The following is a 16,566-nucleotide window of genomic DNA, read 5'->3' as shown; positions in this document are numbered from 1 at the left end:
TTCGCATCCACACACGAAACTCAGGGCTGATCGAGCTTCAAGCCTGCCGACTTGATGACCTGCGCGTAGCGCCCAATCTCAGAGGAAAGAAAACTGCCGAACTCCTGCGGACTCTGGGTCGGTGCCTCGGAACTTCCCAGCAGGGTGAGCTTCTCCATCATGTCCGGCTGCGCGAGCGCTGACACACAAGCCGCGTTCAGTTCCGCGACAGCGCTACTGGAAAGCGAAGACGGAGCGAGCAGGCCGAACCAGGCAGTGATTTGGAACCCACCCATCCCACGGGCTTCGGCAACGGTTGGCAATGTGGAGGGAAGTGCTGCTGAACGGCGGTCACCCGTCTGGGCCAAAAGTCGCACCCGTCCATCCTTCACCATGGGTGCCAGGGCCAATGCGCTGTTGAACATCATCTTGACCTGGCCGCCCGCCAGGTCGTTGAGGGCTGGCGCCGCCCCCTTGTAGGGCACGTGGAGAAGCTGGACTCCCGCCTTTTGCGAAAGCATCTCGCCAGCCAGGTGCAACACGTTGCCGATTCCGGCGGATGCATAGCTCAGAGTCCCGGGCTCACGTTTGGCAAGCTCGATCAGCTCGCCAAGATTTTTGACCGGCAGAGCCGAATGCACGGCCAGAACCAGCGGACCCGGGCTTGCGACCATGGCGACTGGCGCAAAGTCTCGCAAGCTGTCGTAAGGCAGCTTCGGGTAGAGACTTGCGTTGATGGCATGCGCGGCACTGGTCATCAGCAGCGTATGGCCATCGGTGCTGCGAACAACCGCTTCGGTAGCGATGATCCCGTTTGCACCAGGTTTTGCGTCAATGATGACCGGCTTGCCCAAGCTTGCGGTCAACTTGTCAGCCAGGAGGCGGGCGACCACGTCCGAGCTGCCCCCTGATGCGAAGGGCAACACGATGCGGACCGGCTTGGTTGGCCAAGCTGCGGAGGCCCATGCGGGGGATGCCAATGCCGCAAGCACCATGGAACGACGTATTGGGTTCGGCTTCATTTCTTGGTCTCCTGATGTACATCTGAGCGCTTGGCCCTGGCAGCTGTGCTCAACCTGCCTTCAAGGTCTTTTCAATGTCGCCGTCATACTCGCCAGCGATGAGCACAAAGAGCATCCGGCAGGTACGGCCCGAGCGGTTCGCCCAGGCGTGGTTGGTTCCTCTCTGAACGACCACGCTCCCCGCCCGCAGCTGCACCTCTCCTTCATCGAGAACGAGCGTGAGTTCGCCCTCCATCACCACTCCATAGTCCACAGATTCGGTACGGTGCATCAAGGGATGGGGCGAGTTGTGCTTCACCGTGCAAGCCTCGACGTCGCCGATCTGTTCAAACGCTTGCTGCATCCGCTCAGCGCCGCGCGTGAGGAATTCCTCGGTGTCAGGTGGGATGTCGACAAACCGGATGCGCGTGCCGCGCACCGGTGGGGGCAGGATCAGTGGCCCTGTGGTGGGATCGACGCCGTTGGAAATGCGTGCCGGCGTCTCGGAAGTGCTCCAGACCTCGTGGAAAACCGTGCCGGGAACGGCGTCGATTTCGACTACCTTGGATAGCGGACCACTGCTGCTGACGATGGCCTGGCCTTGCGAATTGTGGCCGGTGACCACGCGGTGAATTGCCGGCAGGGTCATGCCGACTCTCCATCGAAGATGGCGACGGCGCGTGTCCAGCCGGCGGACGCACCGCGGATCTTGTGCGGAAAGCAGCTGATCGTGAAGCCGGTGGCGGGAATCGATTCCAGGTTGTGCAGCTTTTCCAGGTGGCAGTAGCCAATGTCTCGGCCCGCCTTGTGCCCTTCCCAGATCAGCGCCTTGTTCCCTGTCTCGGCAATCTTGGCGGCCGTGTAAGAGAACGGGGCATCCCAGCTCCAGGCATCCGTGCCGGTCAAACGCACGCCGCGCTCCAGCAAATACATGGTTGCTTCGTAGCCCATCCCGCAGCCCGCGCCCAGGTAGTCCGGGTGCCCGTAGCGGCTTCCTGCGCGGGTGTTGACGACGACGATGTCCAGCGGCTGCAGCTCGTATTGAATCCGTTCGAGCTCAGCCTCCACGTCCGCAGCGGTGGCGACATAGCCATCCGGAAAGTGCCGAAAGTCCAGCTTCACGCCAGGCTGGAAGCACCACTCCAAAGGTACCTGGTCGATGGTGATCGAAGGTCTCGCCCCACCACCCAGCTTGGCGTCCTGAGTAGAGTGGAAGTGCCATGGCGCGTCCAGATGCGTGCCGTTGTGTGTCGTGAGCGTCACCCACTCGGCTGCCGCAGCCTCGCCATCGGGATAGTCCTCGGGAGTAGTTCCCGGGATCATCGCCATGAACTCCGGCAGCGTTTCTGCGTGCTTTTGATAGGTAATCTTGGGAGCGAGCGGTGGAGGATCGGACAGGACGTCGTTCTCCAGATAGATAGAGATGTCTACGAATCGGTGCTGAGGCTTTTTCATGGTTGGGCTGGGGGATTTTTCATTCGGGAACGACGCCTACAGCGCGAGCCAGCGCCTGGTGCTTCTGAACTTCTGCGTCGTAAAACTTGTCGAGTGCGGCCAGCGACAGCGGTGCTTGCGGGTCGGTTCCCTGGCTTCGCAGAAAGGCTTGCACTTCCTGATCGCGCATGGCGGCCTCGAAGGCCTGGTGTACACGCTGGAGTGCCGCGTCAGGCGTGGTGCGGGAGACCAGCAGCGCGCCCCAAGCCGTGTGGACAAACGACTGCAACGCTGGATCGAGCGTTTTCAACGGAGGGACTTTCGGCAGCAGCGCCGGCGACTGCTCCGCTGTGCTGCCGAAAGCACGCAGCTTGCCTGTGGTGATGAGATCGAGCGCCAATCCACCGAGCGGGAGGAACGAAAGGTCAATCTGCCCCCCGGCCAAATCCTGGACGGCAGGCGGAACACCGCGGTAGGGAATGTGGACGAGTTGCACGCCGCACATGCGAGCCCACTGCGCGCCCATCAGGTGAATCATGGACCCGGGTCCGATATGGCCGAAGGTCAGTGGCTTCCCGGTCTTGTCCGCCGAGCGTGCCAGCGCCAGGAGTTCTGAGTGCGTCTGTGCGGCTATGCCAGGTCGGCCAGCCAATACGTAGCTCGTGCGCCCCAGCAGGCCAACGGGTTTCATCTGCTCCGGCTTGTAGCGGACGCTGGCAAGTGTGGCCGGGGTCAGGATTGGCTCGGTCTGGGACACCATCACCGCGGTGAGGCCATCGGCGGGGGCATTCAGCATTTTCTGGACGCCGATCGATCCACCTGCGCCAGGCAAGTTCTCCACGATCACCGGCTGGCCCAGTGATTTCTGGAACTGCACCTGGAGCTTCCTGGCGAACACGTCGCTCGGGTTGCCGGCGGGCTGTGGAACGATGATCGTCACGTGGCGCCCATCCTGGGCGATGGCGAAGGGGGCCAGGCCCGTGCCCGCCAGCGAGACCAGCAGCGAGCGCCGGTTCATCGCCAGCCGTGGGGTGGGGTGTTCTTGTTGTTCGCTCATACCGTTGCTCCAATGAAACTCTTGGTTCCCGACGCTTTGGGGATCTTCGTGAAGGCGTAGATGGCCAGGGCATCGACGATCAGAGCAGCGATTCCGAGGCTTTCATAGCCAAACTGCTTGACCAGTGTTCCCCCGACGATGGGCCCCAGGGCCGCGCCGATCATGAGCATCGCCGGTGTTGCCGACAGCGCTCTGCCGCTGGGATCGAGTTGGGCGAGCGCACCGAAGGCGAATGTGTGCGTGAAGATCATCACCGCCGCAAAAACCGAAGCGGCTGCGGCATACGGCACGAAGCTCGTGCCGTTCACGATCACCAGCACCAGGAGTGCTTGCACAAGGGGACCGGCCAACAGGACGCTCCGGACAGACCAGCGTTTCTCCAGCCAGGCAGCAAGCGCCGCAGGAAGCAGGTTCACGAAGCCAAGGCCTATGAGCACCGCGGTGACGGCCTGCACCGTGAAGCCCCGGTCTGAGCCGACCCGCTCCAGGAAGCTGAACATCATCGACTGCACCAGACCCATGCAGGCGACACCTGCGGCGCCCCACCAGACGGCGCGCGGCAGCCGCGAGGTGGACGCCTTCTCCTGGGCGGCGAGCGTGCCCTTGTCTCTTTCAGGAAAGCCCCACAGCGCAAAGGCGGCACCAGCCGCCATCACCACAGCGAAGATCTGGAAGAGCGTTGCGCCACCGCGGGTCGCTACGAGGTGGGTCGTCGCCGCCATGAAGACGATCCCGAAGACTCCCAGTGCAATGCCGACCACAGCGAACAGCCGGTGCGGATTCGCACTGCTGGCGATCGTCCCGTGGGTCACGCTCAAGGCCGCACCAGCGGCCACACCAGCGACGATGTGCAGAACAGCGAGCAAGCCAAAGCCTGTGGTCGTCGACGCCACGGCGAACCCCAGGGCCGCCAACCCAAACCCGATCGATGCAACCCATCGCCCGACAAGCAGGTGGAAGATCGGGGCAAGGAAGAGGCTGGCGCCGACCGCGCCGGCAAGAAAGAGGGTTGCCAGCAGGCCGGCTTGCTGCGGATCAAATCGGTAAAAGGACATGAGTGTCCCCACCCAGATGGGCAGCGCGACCAGATCCACCATGCCGGCGCAGTGGCCCACCATCAGTGCGGCACGGCCTCGAAGAGAAACGGTTGTGACCATGGTGCGGACCTCCTCAAATCGGCTGGGCCAGCGCCATCAAGGACTCGCGCATGATGCGCGCGTGCTCATCCTTGTCCCCACCGGCAATCTCGATCTCACCCAATCGGGCCGAGTTTTCGACCACCATCCGGCAGCGCTCCCAGCGGCGGTTCTCGAAGGAAGACAGCGCGGCGTCGGCGTCCGTCGCGCGGCCCAGCTCTTCGGCCAGGACCAGCGCGTCTTCAATCCCGATGCAGGCGCCCGAGGCCAGATGCGGCGTGGTCGCATGCACCGTGTCACCGATCAGGACCACACGCCCCTTGAACCACGGCCGAGGCAGGAGAAGCCCTTCGAGCGGACGGTACACGATGTGGGAATCCGGACCGATCTGGGACTTGATGCGCTGCAGCACCGGCGCCTGAAAGTCATCGAGCAATCCCCGCAGATGCGCGGCAAACGTGGATGGTTCGACATGTTCATTCGCCGGCCTCGGCTCGGTGACGAAGAGGTACATCTCAGACTTCGACACGGGGTTCACTCCCGGTTTGATCCTTGGGCCCATCCACATGGTGGCTGTCTCGACCTCGGCCGGACGGGGCAATACCGCACGCCAGACAGCTTGGCCGCTGTACCTGGGCTTTGCAGAGTTCGGGAAGACCGCCTCGCGCACTGCGGAGTACAGGCCGTCCGCACCGATCACCAGGTCATAGCGTCGGCTCTGCCCATCCGTGAACTGGACTTCGGCCCCCTCGGCATCCTGGTGAATGTGGGTGAACGTGCAACCAAGCCGAATATCTGCGCCACAGGCGCGCGTGGCGTCGGCCAGGATCTTCGCCAGCACCGGACGCATGATGGCGCCGCCACCGGGAACATCGGGCCCCGCGATGCGCGGCGTGGGCAGATTCCCGATCTTGTCCCCCATGGGGCTGCAAAACTGGACTCCATCGGCGGCACTGCCTTGGGCAAGGAAGGCATCCAGTATCCCCAGCTGGCGGAATGCACGCAGCGTTGCACCCCCCAGGCTGATGCCCGCGCCGTAGCTGCGCCAACCGGGATCGATCTCGACCAGATCGACGGCGACGCCTTGCTTGCGAAGCTCGATGGCTGCCGCCATCCCGGAAAACCCGCCGCCAATGATCAGGACGCGGCGAAACAGTGAACTCATGAACTTGTCTCCTTGTAGTTGTGCAATCGAGCGTGGATCTCTCCATCGCGCTCGATATGGATCTCGATAGGTGTCAGCGCGTCACCCAGGCAGGGCCCCAGCGTGCATATGCCCGTCGAGATATCGAACTGCGCGCCATGGGCGGCGCAGACGATGCGATCTCCTGAGGCATTGAGGTATTCGTCCTTTCGCCAGGCCATCGGCGTCTGGTGGTGCGGGCAAGAATTGGCGTAGGCAAGTGGCTTTCCACCGCGCATCACGATGAATACGCTGTCCTGACCGTCACCGTATGGATCAAACCCACGCGACCCATTCGGGGGAAGGTCTCGGAGATGGCACAGCCTCACGATCAGCCCTTCGGCGCGCCAGCCCCCGGAGGAGGCCCCGAAGGCGCCCACTTCTCGCGGTGCTGGAACAGGAACAACTGCGATGCGTCGGCGCTCATGGGACCCTCCCGGGCCACCCAGGCCTCGTCGTGCAGATCCATGTCCGCGTCGTACTCGACGTGGCAGCCCAGCGGCGAATTGAAGTACCAGAACCAGTTGCTGCCGAAACGGTGGCGCCCGGGCCCCCAAAAGCTCTGGTAGCCCTTCTCGACGAAGCGGGTGCCGGCCAGCATGACCTCGGTAGGCCCGCCCATGTGGAACGTGAAGTGCTCGCACCCCTTCATGAAGGGCGGCGTCTGGATCATGAACAGCGTGTGGTGATCGCTGGTGCCTGCGGGCCGCAGAAAGGGTCCGACGCCGGTGAACCGGTCCGTGCACACGAATCCCAGCCGTGCGTAGAACGCCTCGGCCTTGACCGCATCGGGAACGAAGTAGACAACGTGAGAAAGGGATCTCGGCTTGGCCGCCATGTCCGCCGAAAGGCCCGGCACGTTCGCGCCACGCTGCGGCGCCGCACCGGGTGCGTTCACCGACTCGGCAGGCAAGGAGATCGGCTTGCGCACGGTCACCTGGAACGCGAGTGCGAACCCCATGTCGTCAACAGCGCGCACCACTCCGTCCGCGCGCCTGACTTGCCGGTCCTTCGCGAGCTCCGCCTCAATGGCATCCAGGCTCTGCTGGTCGGCTACGCCGTACACCGTTTCGCGCAGCATGCTGGCCGTACCCATGGCGGCGGGCAGCGATGGGTCATCTTTGGCGAGTACCACCACGGCAGTACCGTCGAGCGCCTCGAAGCGGCCCTGCTGCCCAGGCGAATCGCTGCGGGTCAGGCCATAGTCCGCCAGGTACTGCTCGCAGGCAGCGACGTCGTCCACTCCAAATACGAGTGCGTCGGGTCCGATGATGTTCATCTGTGTGTTTCCTGGATTTGTTGTTCGGGTTCAGGCGGTATGACCGCCCAGGGCTTGCGCCACCCAGTCGGCGATGTAGTGGCCTGCGTTGATGCTGTTGTCGAAGCTGCTGTGCTGCACGCCGCCCTCGCGCTCGGTGAAGACCTTGAGCTCACGCCTCGGGCTATTGACCAGCTGTTCGTAGGTGCGGTGCGCCCACTGCAGGGGAATCTGGGAGTCCTTTTCTCCATGCGTGACAAGGAACGGCACACGGATGCGGTCCAGCACACCGTCCAGATGCACCTGCTCGGCGATGCGCATGAAGTCATCCATGTCCTTGGCACCCCAGACCCAGCGCACGTGCTCCCAGTAGTGCGGCACGGGAAAGCTGCCTTCCTTGGCAAGGCGCTTCTTTTGCACATCGCGCCAGTCATGGTTGGCGCCCCACACCACGCCGCAGGCGAAGCGTGGTTCGAACGCCACCGCGCGCGGGCAGTAGTAGCCACCGAGCGACACGCCTTCAAGACCAATCCGCCTGGAGTCCACGTCAGGCTGCTGTTCAAGCCAGTCGACGATGCGGCTGGCCCAGTGCTCGCTGTCGAAGCGAGCGGTCAGGCCGTGAAGACGCAGTGCTTCTCCCGTGCCAGGCTGATCGACAATCAGCGAACTCACCCCACGGCGCGCCAACCAGCTCGGCAGCCCCACGCGGTATTTCATCTCCTTGGTGGAGTCGAGGCCATTGACCTGCACCAGGATCGGGGCCGGCCCGCTCACGCCATCGGCCCGCACATAGAGCGCGGACAGGTGCTTGCTCTCATAAGGGATCTCGACACGCACGCAGTTCTCGCGGCCCAGCTGCAGTCCTTTTGCAAACACCTCCAGGAAGCGGCCGTAGAGCGCCGTCCTGCCAGGTGCCCCATGGGCCTGCAAGCGCTCGGCGGTCAGGTAGTAGGTGGCTGCGCGGCTGTACTTCTCCCCTGCGGAAAGCGCACGGCCCGCGGCCTCATCCTCGGCCGCGAGTTCGCACAGCTTGTCGGCCATTCGCGCCCAGGTCTCACGGAACGCTGCTGTGCCTGCAGCGTCGGGAGCTTTGGCAGCCTCCTGCAGCGGAGCACACATCGCTTCGATCTCACCGATGCGTGCCCCCATCTCGATGGCCAGATTGACGGACAGGTTCCAGACGTAGTTGGTTGGAAAATACTTGAACATGGGGACCTATGCCGCTGCTGCGGCGGTAGCTGTGGAAGAACGGGAGGCTGTGGCGCGCTGCGCCGATGGCCTGAGGAGAAAATGCGCGAGAGCAGGGATCAGGACCAGCGCGCCGAGCATGTTGAGAAGGAACATGAACGCCAGCAGCAGACCCATGTCGGCCTGGAACTGGATGGGGCTGAAGACCCAGGTGAACACACCAGCGGCCAGGGTCACGCCCGTCAGCATGACAACCTTGCCGGTGAAGAGCAGGGCATGCTGGTAGGCGGCGGAGAGCGACTCCCCCATGCGCAGACGAGCCAGCGTGATGGAGAGGATGTACAGGGCGTAGTCGATGCCGATGCCCACGCCCAACGCGATCACGGGCAGGGTTGCCACCTTCACGCCGATACCCAGGATCACCATGAGCGCCTCTGCCAGAACCGAGGTCAACAGCAAGGGCAAGATGGCCACGACCACGGCGCGCCAGGACCTGAAGGTGATGAACGAGAGCACGATGACGGCGGCATAGACCAACCCCAGCATCTGCCACCAGGCCTTGGCGACCACGACGTTGGTGGCCGCTTCGATACCCGCCGAGCCGGCTGCCAGGAGGAACTTCGCATCCTTCGTATCGTTGGCCTGGGCAAACGACTCCACATGGGACACAACCCGTGACAAGGTCTCTGCCTTGTGGTCACGCAGGAACACATACAACGTCAGCAGGCTGCAGGTGTCGTTGTAGAGTCCACGCGGTGCACCGGCGGTTACGGTGTTGATCATGTCCTGGTTGGGCAGGAACTCATACCACTTTGGACTTCCCTCGTTCAACCCGGAGAGCACCCGGCGATTGAGCAATGCGAGGGTGTTCGTGCTCTCGACACCGTCAAGCTGCCTCAACTGCCACTCCAACGCATCGACGCGATTGAGGGTCTCGTAGTTGGCGCACTGGCCGGGAGGGGTGGTGACCATGACCGCCATCACGTCACTGGTTGCGCCATAGCTTTTCGCCATGAAGGCCACGTCCTGGTTGTAGCGGCTGTCCGAGCGCAACTCGGGCGCGCCCGCGCCGAGGTCGCCGATCTTCAGCTGGGTGCTCAGGGCAAAACCGCCCGCCCCAAGGGCAATGGCCGCAACCAATGCAGCTGTGGCTGCGCCGCGCCGTGTGAAGCGGTCCAGGGCGGACCACAGGGGATGCCTGGACGCGCCCTGCGCAATCGCTCGCTCATCCCGCAGGCTGCGCTCTGCCGCCTGGGCGCTCACCCCGGTGTAGGAGAGCATGATTGGCAGCAGGATCAGGTTGGTGAAGATCAGGGCGGCAACGCCAATGGACGCTGCAATGGCCAGCTCCCGTATCACCGTGATGTCGATGACGAGCAGCACCGCAAATCCCACGGCATCTGCCAGCAAAGCGGTGAGGCCGGCAAGGAACAGGCGCCGAAAGGTGAAGCGGGCCGCCACCAGCTGGTCCATGCCCCGCCCCACGTCCTGCATGATCCCGTTCATCTTCTGCGCGCCATGGCTCATGCCGATGGCGAACACCAGGAAGGGAACCAGGATGGAGTAGGGGTCGAGCGAATAGCCCAGCACCGGCAACAGTCCCAGCTGCCACACGACGGCGACCAGCGAGGCGGCAACCACCAGCCCCGTCGAGCGAAGGCAGCGTGTGTACCAGTACACCATTGCAGTGCAGATCGCCACCGCCAGCGCGAAGAACACCAGCACTGCCCGCACGCCTTCGATCAGGTCCCCCACCAGCTTGGCAAAGCCCGTGACGTGCAACTCCACGCCCTTGGCCTCGTACCTCGTCCGCAGGGCTTCAAGCCGCTGGGCCAAAGCGCCGTAATTCAGCGGCAGGCCGGCGCTGTCCTTGGTGAGCAACGGTACGAAAATGACCGTGGATCGGGCATCTGCGGCAACCAGTTGCCCGACCTCGCCGGAGCGGGCCACATTGAGTTGCAGCCGCTGAAGGCTCTGGGCACCTCCGTCATAGCCATCTGGGATCACGGGCCCCCCTTCCAGCCCGTCTTCGGTCACGCCGACCCAGCGGGTGTTCGGCGTCCAGAGGCTCTTCATCTGGTTGCGCGCCACGCCCGGCAGCAGAAACACTTCATCGCTCAACTGGCGCAGCGTGTCCAGGTAGGCCGCGTCGTAGATGGAGCCCCGGGGGTTGGCAACGGCAATGCGCACGGCATTCCCCAGGCCCGTCAGCTCAGCCTGGTGGGCGAGGTAGTTCTGGATGTAGGGGTGCGACGTCGGGATGGTCTTCTCGAAACTGGCGTTGAGCGCCAGGCGCGACACTTGCCAACCAAGAATGGCGGTGATCAGCGCGCACAGCACAACGACCACGGCGCGGTGGTTGAACAGCAGGCGTTCAAGAGATGAACCGCTGCGGGGATCGAATTCGGAGGTGTTCATGGATGCTGAGAGGCCTTGTCGGACGCGGCTTGCACCGTCGCGCCTCGCAGGGTCAAGGTAAGCAGGCGCCCATCGGGCAAGGGAAGCAAGGCGGTGACGGGACCGGCAGGCGGTCCGGGCCGCAGGCGCAGCGAATCACCGACGGCCTGCAGCGTCTGCCCGGATTGGGAGGCGAGCAGCAGAGAGCCGTCCAAGGCAAGCGCAGAGGCGGTGATCGATGCGCCGGTGGGCGCGTTGCCCCGCCCGTGCATCGCTTGCCAGCTGCTGCCTGCGTCGGCACTGCGCCAGACATTGCCGCGCAGCCCGCCCAGCCAGACGGCTCCGTCCTTGGGAAGTTCGGCCGTGAAGAAGGTGCCCGCATAGGGCGTCTCGATCCGGCGAAAGCTCGCACCACCATCACCGGAGAGCAGCACCAGGCCCTGCTCTCCGGCAATGACGACGGTAGTGCCTCTGGCACGCACTGCGTACAGGTGCATTGCCTGTGGGTTGTCGAGGAGACCGCTGAACGGCACCCATGTCGCTCCTCCATCGCTGGTAGCAAAGGCGAGGTTGTATGCGCCGACAGCCAAGCCGCGGCGATCATCGAAGAAGTGCAGGTCGAGAAACGGCTTGTCGGCTCCGTCAGCGACCAAGCGCTGAGCGTCCTTGATGGCCCTCTCGTTTCCGCGGGCCGTTGCCTGAGCGAGTACCAGCTTTGCGGCCTTCATGCCATCGAGCTGTCGCACCCAGGTATTGCCACCATCCCTGGTCGCAAGAATGGTGCCTCCGTGGCCGACTGCCCACCCTGTCTTCTCGTTGACGAATCGGACGGAGGTCAGCGTGACACTCACAGGTGACTTCGACTGCTTCCAGTTGGAACCACCATCTTCCGAGCAGAGGATGATTCCCCGCTCGCCCACCGCGACAACGCGCTGCCCCGCCAGCGCAGCGCCCAGAAGCACCGCGCGGTGCGGGTGGGCACTGGCCAGCGCGGGCCGATCGATGGCGGGCCCGACGGCCTGGGCCGATGCACCTGCCGCAACGGCTGCGCATGTCGATGTCGCCATCCCTGCCAGGATGGCCACTTGAACAAGATGGCGCATGGTTTCCCTGTCGCTCAGCGGACGCCTTCGCCAGCCATGGCGTCGGGGGTGAAGAAGGTGTCAGGGCGGCGCGGCACCACCTTGTAGTGCTGCGGGCGCTCGTTGACCACACCGCTGGCGTACCAGGTGCCGGCGACCAGGTCGTTGAATCCCCACTGCTGAGGGGGCGTGGTGGCCGGCAGGTCAGGCATCACCATGGGATGGGACCACAGGGTGCGCCACAGCTGGTCCTTCGCGTCCCAGCGGTCGCCGAGCACGGCAACCCAGGTGTCTTCATCCACGTAGTAGCGCGAGCGCGGCGCCTGGTGGCGTTGGCCCGGCTTGAGCTTGGCCTCGATGACCCACACCCGATGCAGCTCCCAGCGCACGTGGTCAGGGTTGAGGTGGCTCGCCAAAAGCAGATCGCTGTCCTTCTCAGGCACGTGCATCCCGTTGGCGTTGTAGGGGATGTACATCTCCTTCTTGCCGACGATGGTCCAGTCGAAGCGGTCGCTGCGACCGGACACCACATCGACTTCATCGAAATTGGCGATGCCGTTGGAAGCCGGTGTGGGGGTGTCACAGCACGCATTCGGCAGCTTGCGGACGCGGCGCTGGCCCGTGAGATAGACCCATGTGCCGGTCTTGTCCGGGTCCAGGTTCTGGCGACCCGTGATGGCCTCGCCAGCACGCACCGGCGGGCCGGAGTTGATCAGGCGGATCATCCAGTACTCGCCATTCGCCTTGTCGGCCGCGCCGTCCTTGCTGTAGTACGGCATCTGAAAGTCGCCCACGCCCTCGACTGCCATCACACGTTGGCCCGTGGCTGTGCCCATGTACCCGCGGAAGTTGGTCTGCCAGGCTTCCCCGCGCCAATGCAACTCATGGTTGGCGAGAATTTCCTTCGCAGTTTTGGGGATCGGGAACGGGATGCCGCCATGGGCGCCGCGCACGATCTCGCCTTCCAGGCGTGCCGTGGTGGCATTCTTCGCGGTGTTTTCGTAGACCCACTGCGGAGCCGCTGCGGTGCGCTGGGTCTTGTACACGTCGACGCGGAAGCTCTGCGGGTACTTCTTGAGCAGCGCTTGCGTGCCGTCGGTCAGTTTGTCGGCGTGCTGCGCCATGTTGGCGGCTGTGACGCTGAACAGCGGCTTTTCTCCCGCAAAGGGATTGTCACGGCGTCCGCCATTCTTGAAATTGGCCTGCGCGGTGGTGTACCCGCCGGTCCAGGCCGGAATGGTGCCGTCCTTGTTGCCCGCACGTTCGCCGCCCAAGGGGGTGAGTTCGGTCTTGAGCCGGGCGGCTTCCTCAGGGGTCACCGCAGCCATTGCGGTGAGGGTCGACAGGCACAGCAGGCTGCCGACAAATTGCATGGTCTTCTTCATACGATGGATTCCAGATCAGAAAGTGGTGCGCACCGAGAACGTCAGTGAGTTCCGGTCCTTCAGGGCTTGCTTGAACTGCGCGTTGTTCGCGGCATCCAGCGTCGGTGCTGCCTTGCCGAGGTAATGCACATAGTTCATTGCGAAGTTCCACGTACCGAGGTACACGCCGGACAAGCCGAAATTCACGTCCCCGCCCTTGTCCACACCGAAGCCCGGCCCCACTGCGGATGAGGCGCCAAAGGTGTAGCCCAGACCGACCGAGGGTGTGAGGTCAAGACCTGGGGCCACCTGCCGATAGCTGGGTGCGTAGACCATGCGCATGCCCACCGCAGACTTGTCCGCATTGGGATTGAGCATCTGCGCGTTGCGCGTGACCTTGGTGCGCTCGTTCCAGGCGATCTCACCCACGAACGACGCTTCACGCGAAATGAAGGACGGCCCGAGCGAGGCAATCCACGAGACCTGGGCGTGCGCACTCTCGCCCACTGCATAGCCGGGGTTGCTGCTGTTGTTCAGCCCCGCGTTCACGCCCACATTGGCCAGTGTCGACTGGCCCGAGCTGGCCAGGGGTGTGTTGTGGCGGACGGAGACTTCGCCCGCAAAGCTCCACTCGTCCAAAGTCTTTGCGAAACTGGCACCGTATGCGCGCACACCCTCGTGGTACATCCAGCGATAGATGCTGGCAGACAGCGCTGGCGGGAACCCCGTGAGCACGTTGTTGATGTTGCTGGGCGTGGTGGCGTGGTAGCGAATGGCGTAGAAGCCGAAGTCCGTGTCCAGCGCGGCAGAGCGCCAACGCACCTGCAGGCCGCCTTGCCCTGAGTCCTTGGCGTCGAGATCGGCCTGGCGGATGAAGGTGCCCGTGGGTCCCGCATTGATGCGCTCTGCACCGGGCCCCAGGGAGTCACTGGTGGACAGGTAGGCGCCCACAGGCATCAGGCGGGTCTTCTGCCACTCGTAGTTGGCATAGGCGCCGACCGCCAGATCGGACGACAGCTGCACTTGGCCAGAGATCTTCCCGGTGGGCCTGGCGACTTCCTTGAACTGCGAGTTGGGAACCGAGAGCAGTTTGATCAGGTCCAGAGGTGCCTGCCCCCCGGCGATGCCGTTGGCACCGAAGAAAAGGCTCTCGCCCCACAGCAGCGTGTGGCGGCCCAGGCGCACGGTTGCCGGGGTGCTGCCGAGCTCGAAGCGTCCATAGACGAATGCGTCCAGCACCTCGGCCTTGCGGCCCATGAGCTTGCGCGTCTCGGATGGGAAGGCATCTCGTGGGCTGTGGTTGGACGTGAAGCCCAGGTTGTCGGTGCGCCCGTTGTAGACCTCGTCATACCATGCCGCAGCGCTCACACGCGCACCGTAACTGGGGCCGGTGAGATCCAGTTCGCTGAGCAGGTCCAGTCGATTGGATACGACACCGCGCTTGAAATTGTTGTCACCGTCATCCTGGTTCGCCGTCACCGGGAGGGTATTGGCCAGGGAAGGGAGCGGCGATTTCATGCGACCGGCCAGGCTGTACTTGACGGTGTTGTCCCAGCGCAGCTTCCAGTCGGAGTTTCCGGTGTCAATCTCTATGGCCGATGCAGACTGCGCGCCAGCAAGCGCGACAAGCGCTGCTGCAATCCTGGTGTATCGGGGGCGTATGGACGTGGGTCGACCCGCCGGGTCAGCGCTGTTTCGCATGGCTTTGTCTCCGTTGATGTTCTGTTTTTCTGTCGCCAAGCTCGACGGCAAGTACGACAGGGATGAACTCTAGAGATTTGGCTTGTATTCCTGAAATGGATTCTTTAGATTCCAGGAATCCACGAGACCAATATCAATAGAAACCCTGAGACATGCGATTCAACAAACTGGACCTCAACCTGCTCGTTGCGCTTGATGCGTTGCTGGCCGAACGCAACATCAGCAGAGCGGGCGAGCGGGTGAACCTGAGCCAGCCTGCAATGAGCAACGCGCTTGCCAGACTGCGTGAATACTTTGGGGACGAACTGCTGGCCGCACAGGGGCGGCAGATGGTGCTCACCCCCCGCGCCGTCAGTCTCATCGATCCCGTGCGGGAGGTGCTGATGCGCATTGACAGCACGATCACCAACCCACCGGTCTTCGATCCAGCCAAGGCGACACGAACCTTCGTGTTGCTCCTCTCCGACTTCACCACAGCGGTTTTTATCCCTGCAATGTTGGAAGCGCTTTACAAGGAAGCCAGGGGAATCGGGATTGAGCTGCGGATGTTGAACGATCGACCTATCGAACAGCTCGAGCAGGGAGATGCCGACCTGCTCATCATCCCTGCCCAATATGTTTCTCCCGACCATCCCTCTGAGTCACTGTTCGAGGAGCAGTATCTCTGCGTGACCTGGTCGGGGAATAGCCGCATCCGGGAGGAGCTCACCTTCAACGACTACCTGGAATGCGGCCACGTGGTGGCGAACTATGCGACTGGACAGCAGCGCGCTGCGTTCGATAGCTGGTTTCTTGATCGCTTCGGCATCAAGCGCCATGTGGAGGTTTCAGCGCCGACCATGGCCGCCCTTCCACGCATGGTCGTTGGGACAGACAGAATCGCGACGGTCCACAAAAGGCTTGCGCTCCAGGCCGAGCAAATTCTTCCCATCCGGCTCTGGCAACCTCCTCTTGAGGTGCCCACGCTGGTTCAGAAGCTTCAGTGGCACCGACATCGGGATGCAGATCCTGCGCTATCGTGGGTGCGCCAACTGGCGCTTCGTGTCGGCAAGACAATCTGAAGGCTTCGGCCATGTCCACCTGATTGCGGCAGATTTTTTTCTTCAACGAATTTCTAACTCACGACACTAGGAAGCGGCGCACTTTCGCACGGTTTCAAGCGTTCTTGTCGTTATGGCTTTGCCGAATTCTTTCTCCAGCAGCGCCATGAACGCAGAGCCTTTCTCGTTTTCCACATAGGCCGAGAACACTTCTGTGCGGTCAAGCCCGAGGATGGAGCCTTGCGCGTGCTCTGTCGGAAGCACGATCTCGCCTTCGTAGGGCTTGCGAAGAAAGGTGACTACCGGTTTCGCATCAGGGGGAAGTACGAAATCCGCAAAGGGTTCTCGCCCGACAAGGCGTTGAAGGAATGAAGACGGGCGGACAATGGTTTGAAAAGTCCTTCCAAGATGGTCTTCCATTGCCGCTTCTGCGGCACTCTCCAGGATGGGAACGATGTCGGGCTTCGCCGAAAACGCCACGTTTCCGCTGGACAGGAGAGTCTTCACATCGCGAAAGCCTACAGCCTCGAAACAACGCTTGAGCTCTGGCATTTTGCAATTCATGGGGCTGACGCCCCTCAGGAAAGCGACATAACGTTCCACGATCACTCCAAGTGTGCGCTGACAAAAGTCTACTGCCGCGTGAGAGAGGCGTGTTCGGGACGGGTCACTCCGCAAGACAAGCCCGATAGATGCCCCAGCTGCTGCAGAACCTCACAGATATCGGTGCCCAACACACTGTCCTG

At 63.0% G+C, this 16,566-nt stretch carries 15 protein-coding genes; 1 reads left to right on the top strand and 14 read right to left on the bottom strand.

What is annotated here, in order from left to right; all coding sequences use genetic code 11:
• Positions 1 to 20 precede the first annotated feature (20 nt).
• The 13 genes from AC0IZS_RS12110 to AC0IZS_RS12050 are packed head-to-tail and all read right to left on the bottom strand — an operon-like array spanning position 21 to position 14,780.
• Complete coding sequence (locus tag AC0IZS_RS12110; protein ID WP_471635836.1) at positions 21 to 1,001, bottom strand: tripartite tricarboxylate transporter substrate binding protein; 981 nt, start codon at positions 999 to 1,001, stop codon at positions 21 to 23.
• A gap of 49 nt (positions 1,002 to 1,050) precedes the next feature.
• A complete protein-coding gene (locus tag AC0IZS_RS12105) occupies positions 1,051 to 1,629 on the bottom strand; it encodes a cupin domain-containing protein (protein WP_471635835.1) in 579 nt (192 codons plus the stop codon).
• Positions 1,626 to 2,435: a cyclase family protein gene (locus AC0IZS_RS12100; protein WP_471635834.1), complete on the bottom strand. Its 810-nt coding sequence runs from the start codon at positions 2,433 to 2,435 to the stop codon at positions 1,626 to 1,628. The genes AC0IZS_RS12105 and AC0IZS_RS12100 overlap by 4 nt, the downstream gene beginning before the upstream one ends.
• Positions 2,436 to 2,454: 19 nt before the next feature.
• Positions 2,455 to 3,471: a tripartite tricarboxylate transporter substrate binding protein gene (locus AC0IZS_RS12095; protein WP_471635833.1), complete on the bottom strand. Its 1,017-nt coding sequence runs from the start codon at positions 3,469 to 3,471 to the stop codon at positions 2,455 to 2,457.
• Entirely contained in the window at positions 3,468 to 4,628 is a 1,161-nt protein-coding gene (locus AC0IZS_RS12090; RefSeq protein WP_471635832.1) for an MFS transporter, read from the bottom strand. The genes AC0IZS_RS12095 and AC0IZS_RS12090 overlap by 4 nt, the downstream gene beginning before the upstream one ends.
• Before the next feature lie 13 nt (positions 4,629 to 4,641).
• Positions 4,642 to 5,772, bottom strand: coding sequence for an FAD-dependent oxidoreductase (locus tag AC0IZS_RS12085; protein WP_471635831.1), 1,131 nt, complete (start codon positions 5,770 to 5,772; stop codon positions 4,642 to 4,644).
• Positions 5,769 to 6,119: a Rieske (2Fe-2S) protein gene (locus AC0IZS_RS12080; protein WP_471635830.1), complete on the bottom strand. Its 351-nt coding sequence runs from the start codon at positions 6,117 to 6,119 to the stop codon at positions 5,769 to 5,771. The genes AC0IZS_RS12085 and AC0IZS_RS12080 overlap by 4 nt, the downstream gene beginning before the upstream one ends.
• Before the next feature lie 2 nt (positions 6,120 to 6,121).
• Positions 6,122 to 7,069, bottom strand: coding sequence for a VOC family protein (locus AC0IZS_RS12075; RefSeq protein ID WP_471635829.1), 948 nt, complete (start codon positions 7,067 to 7,069; stop codon positions 6,122 to 6,124).
• Positions 7,070 to 7,099: 30 nt separating this feature from the next.
• The gene (locus tag AC0IZS_RS12070; RefSeq protein WP_471635828.1) at positions 7,100 to 8,257 is read right to left on the bottom strand and encodes an alpha/beta hydrolase family protein; all 1,158 of its coding nucleotides are present in this window, start codon (positions 8,255 to 8,257) and stop codon (positions 7,100 to 7,102) included.
• A 6-nt stretch (positions 8,258 to 8,263) separates the two neighbouring features.
• Positions 8,264 to 10,654, bottom strand: coding sequence for an efflux RND transporter permease subunit (locus AC0IZS_RS12065; RefSeq protein WP_471635827.1), 2,391 nt, complete (start codon positions 10,652 to 10,654; stop codon positions 8,264 to 8,266).
• Positions 10,651 to 11,736: a WD40/YVTN/BNR-like repeat-containing protein gene (locus tag AC0IZS_RS12060; protein WP_471635826.1), complete on the bottom strand. Its 1,086-nt coding sequence runs from the start codon at positions 11,734 to 11,736 to the stop codon at positions 10,651 to 10,653. The genes AC0IZS_RS12065 and AC0IZS_RS12060 overlap by 4 nt, the downstream gene beginning before the upstream one ends.
• Positions 11,737 to 11,750: 14 nt before the next feature.
• Entirely contained in the window at positions 11,751 to 13,100 is a 1,350-nt protein-coding gene (locus tag AC0IZS_RS12055; RefSeq protein WP_471635825.1) for a DUF1329 domain-containing protein, read from the bottom strand.
• 15 nt (positions 13,101 to 13,115) lie between these two features.
• Positions 13,116 to 14,780, bottom strand: coding sequence for a DUF1302 domain-containing protein (locus AC0IZS_RS12050; RefSeq protein WP_471635824.1), 1,665 nt, complete (start codon positions 14,778 to 14,780; stop codon positions 13,116 to 13,118).
• Between the two features lie 152 nt (positions 14,781 to 14,932).
• Between AC0IZS_RS12050 and AC0IZS_RS12045 the strand changes: the two genes are divergently transcribed.
• On the top strand, positions 14,933 to 15,841 hold the full coding sequence (locus AC0IZS_RS12045) for a LysR family transcriptional regulator (protein WP_471635823.1): 909 nt from the start codon (positions 14,933 to 14,935) through the stop codon (positions 15,839 to 15,841).
• A gap of 66 nt (positions 15,842 to 15,907) precedes the next feature.
• Here AC0IZS_RS12045 and AC0IZS_RS12040 read toward each other — a convergent pair whose 3' ends face one another.
• Positions 15,908 to 16,423, bottom strand: coding sequence for a DUF1697 domain-containing protein (locus AC0IZS_RS12040; RefSeq protein ID WP_471635822.1), 516 nt, complete (start codon positions 16,421 to 16,423; stop codon positions 15,908 to 15,910).
• Positions 16,424 to 16,566 lie beyond the last annotated feature (143 nt).

This window comes from Acidovorax sp. AC410 (assembly GCF_979253235.1).
The sequence above is the reverse complement of the archived record's forward strand: the minus strand, read 5'-3'. Positions and strand labels throughout refer to the sequence as shown.

Coding starts and splice junctions, on each gene's coding strand:
- AC0IZS_RS12075 (WP_471635829.1), bottom strand. CDS start 7,069: ATGAACATCATCGGACCCGACGCACTCGTATTTGGAGTGGACGACGTC.
- AC0IZS_RS12110 (WP_471635836.1), bottom strand. CDS start 1,001: ATGAAGCCGAACCCAATACGTCGTTCCATGGTGCTTGCGGCATTGGCA.
- AC0IZS_RS12100 (WP_471635834.1), bottom strand. CDS start 2,435: ATGAAAAAGCCTCAGCACCGATTCGTAGACATCTCTATCTATCTGGAG.
- AC0IZS_RS12105 (WP_471635835.1), bottom strand. CDS start 1,629: ATGACCCTGCCGGCAATTCACCGCGTGGTCACCGGCCACAATTCGCAA.
- AC0IZS_RS12055 (WP_471635825.1), bottom strand. CDS start 13,100: ATGAAGAAGACCATGCAATTTGTCGGCAGCCTGCTGTGCCTGTCGACC.
- AC0IZS_RS12090 (WP_471635832.1), bottom strand. CDS start 4,628: ATGGTCACAACCGTTTCTCTTCGAGGCCGTGCCGCACTGATGGTGGGC.
- AC0IZS_RS12085 (WP_471635831.1), bottom strand. CDS start 5,772: ATGAGTTCACTGTTTCGCCGCGTCCTGATCATTGGCGGCGGGTTTTCC.
- AC0IZS_RS12095 (WP_471635833.1), bottom strand. CDS start 3,471: ATGAGCGAACAACAAGAACACCCCACCCCACGGCTGGCGATGAACCGG.
- AC0IZS_RS12060 (WP_471635826.1), bottom strand. CDS start 11,736: ATGCGCCATCTTGTTCAAGTGGCCATCCTGGCAGGGATGGCGACATCG.
- AC0IZS_RS12050 (WP_471635824.1), bottom strand. CDS start 14,780: ATGCGAAACAGCGCTGACCCGGCGGGTCGACCCACGTCCATACGCCCC.
- AC0IZS_RS12065 (WP_471635827.1), bottom strand. CDS start 10,654: ATGAACACCTCCGAATTCGATCCCCGCAGCGGTTCATCTCTTGAACGC.
- AC0IZS_RS12045 (WP_471635823.1), top strand. CDS start 14,933: ATGCGATTCAACAAACTGGACCTCAACCTGCTCGTTGCGCTTGATGCG.
- AC0IZS_RS12070 (WP_471635828.1), bottom strand. CDS start 8,257: ATGTTCAAGTATTTTCCAACCAACTACGTCTGGAACCTGTCCGTCAAT.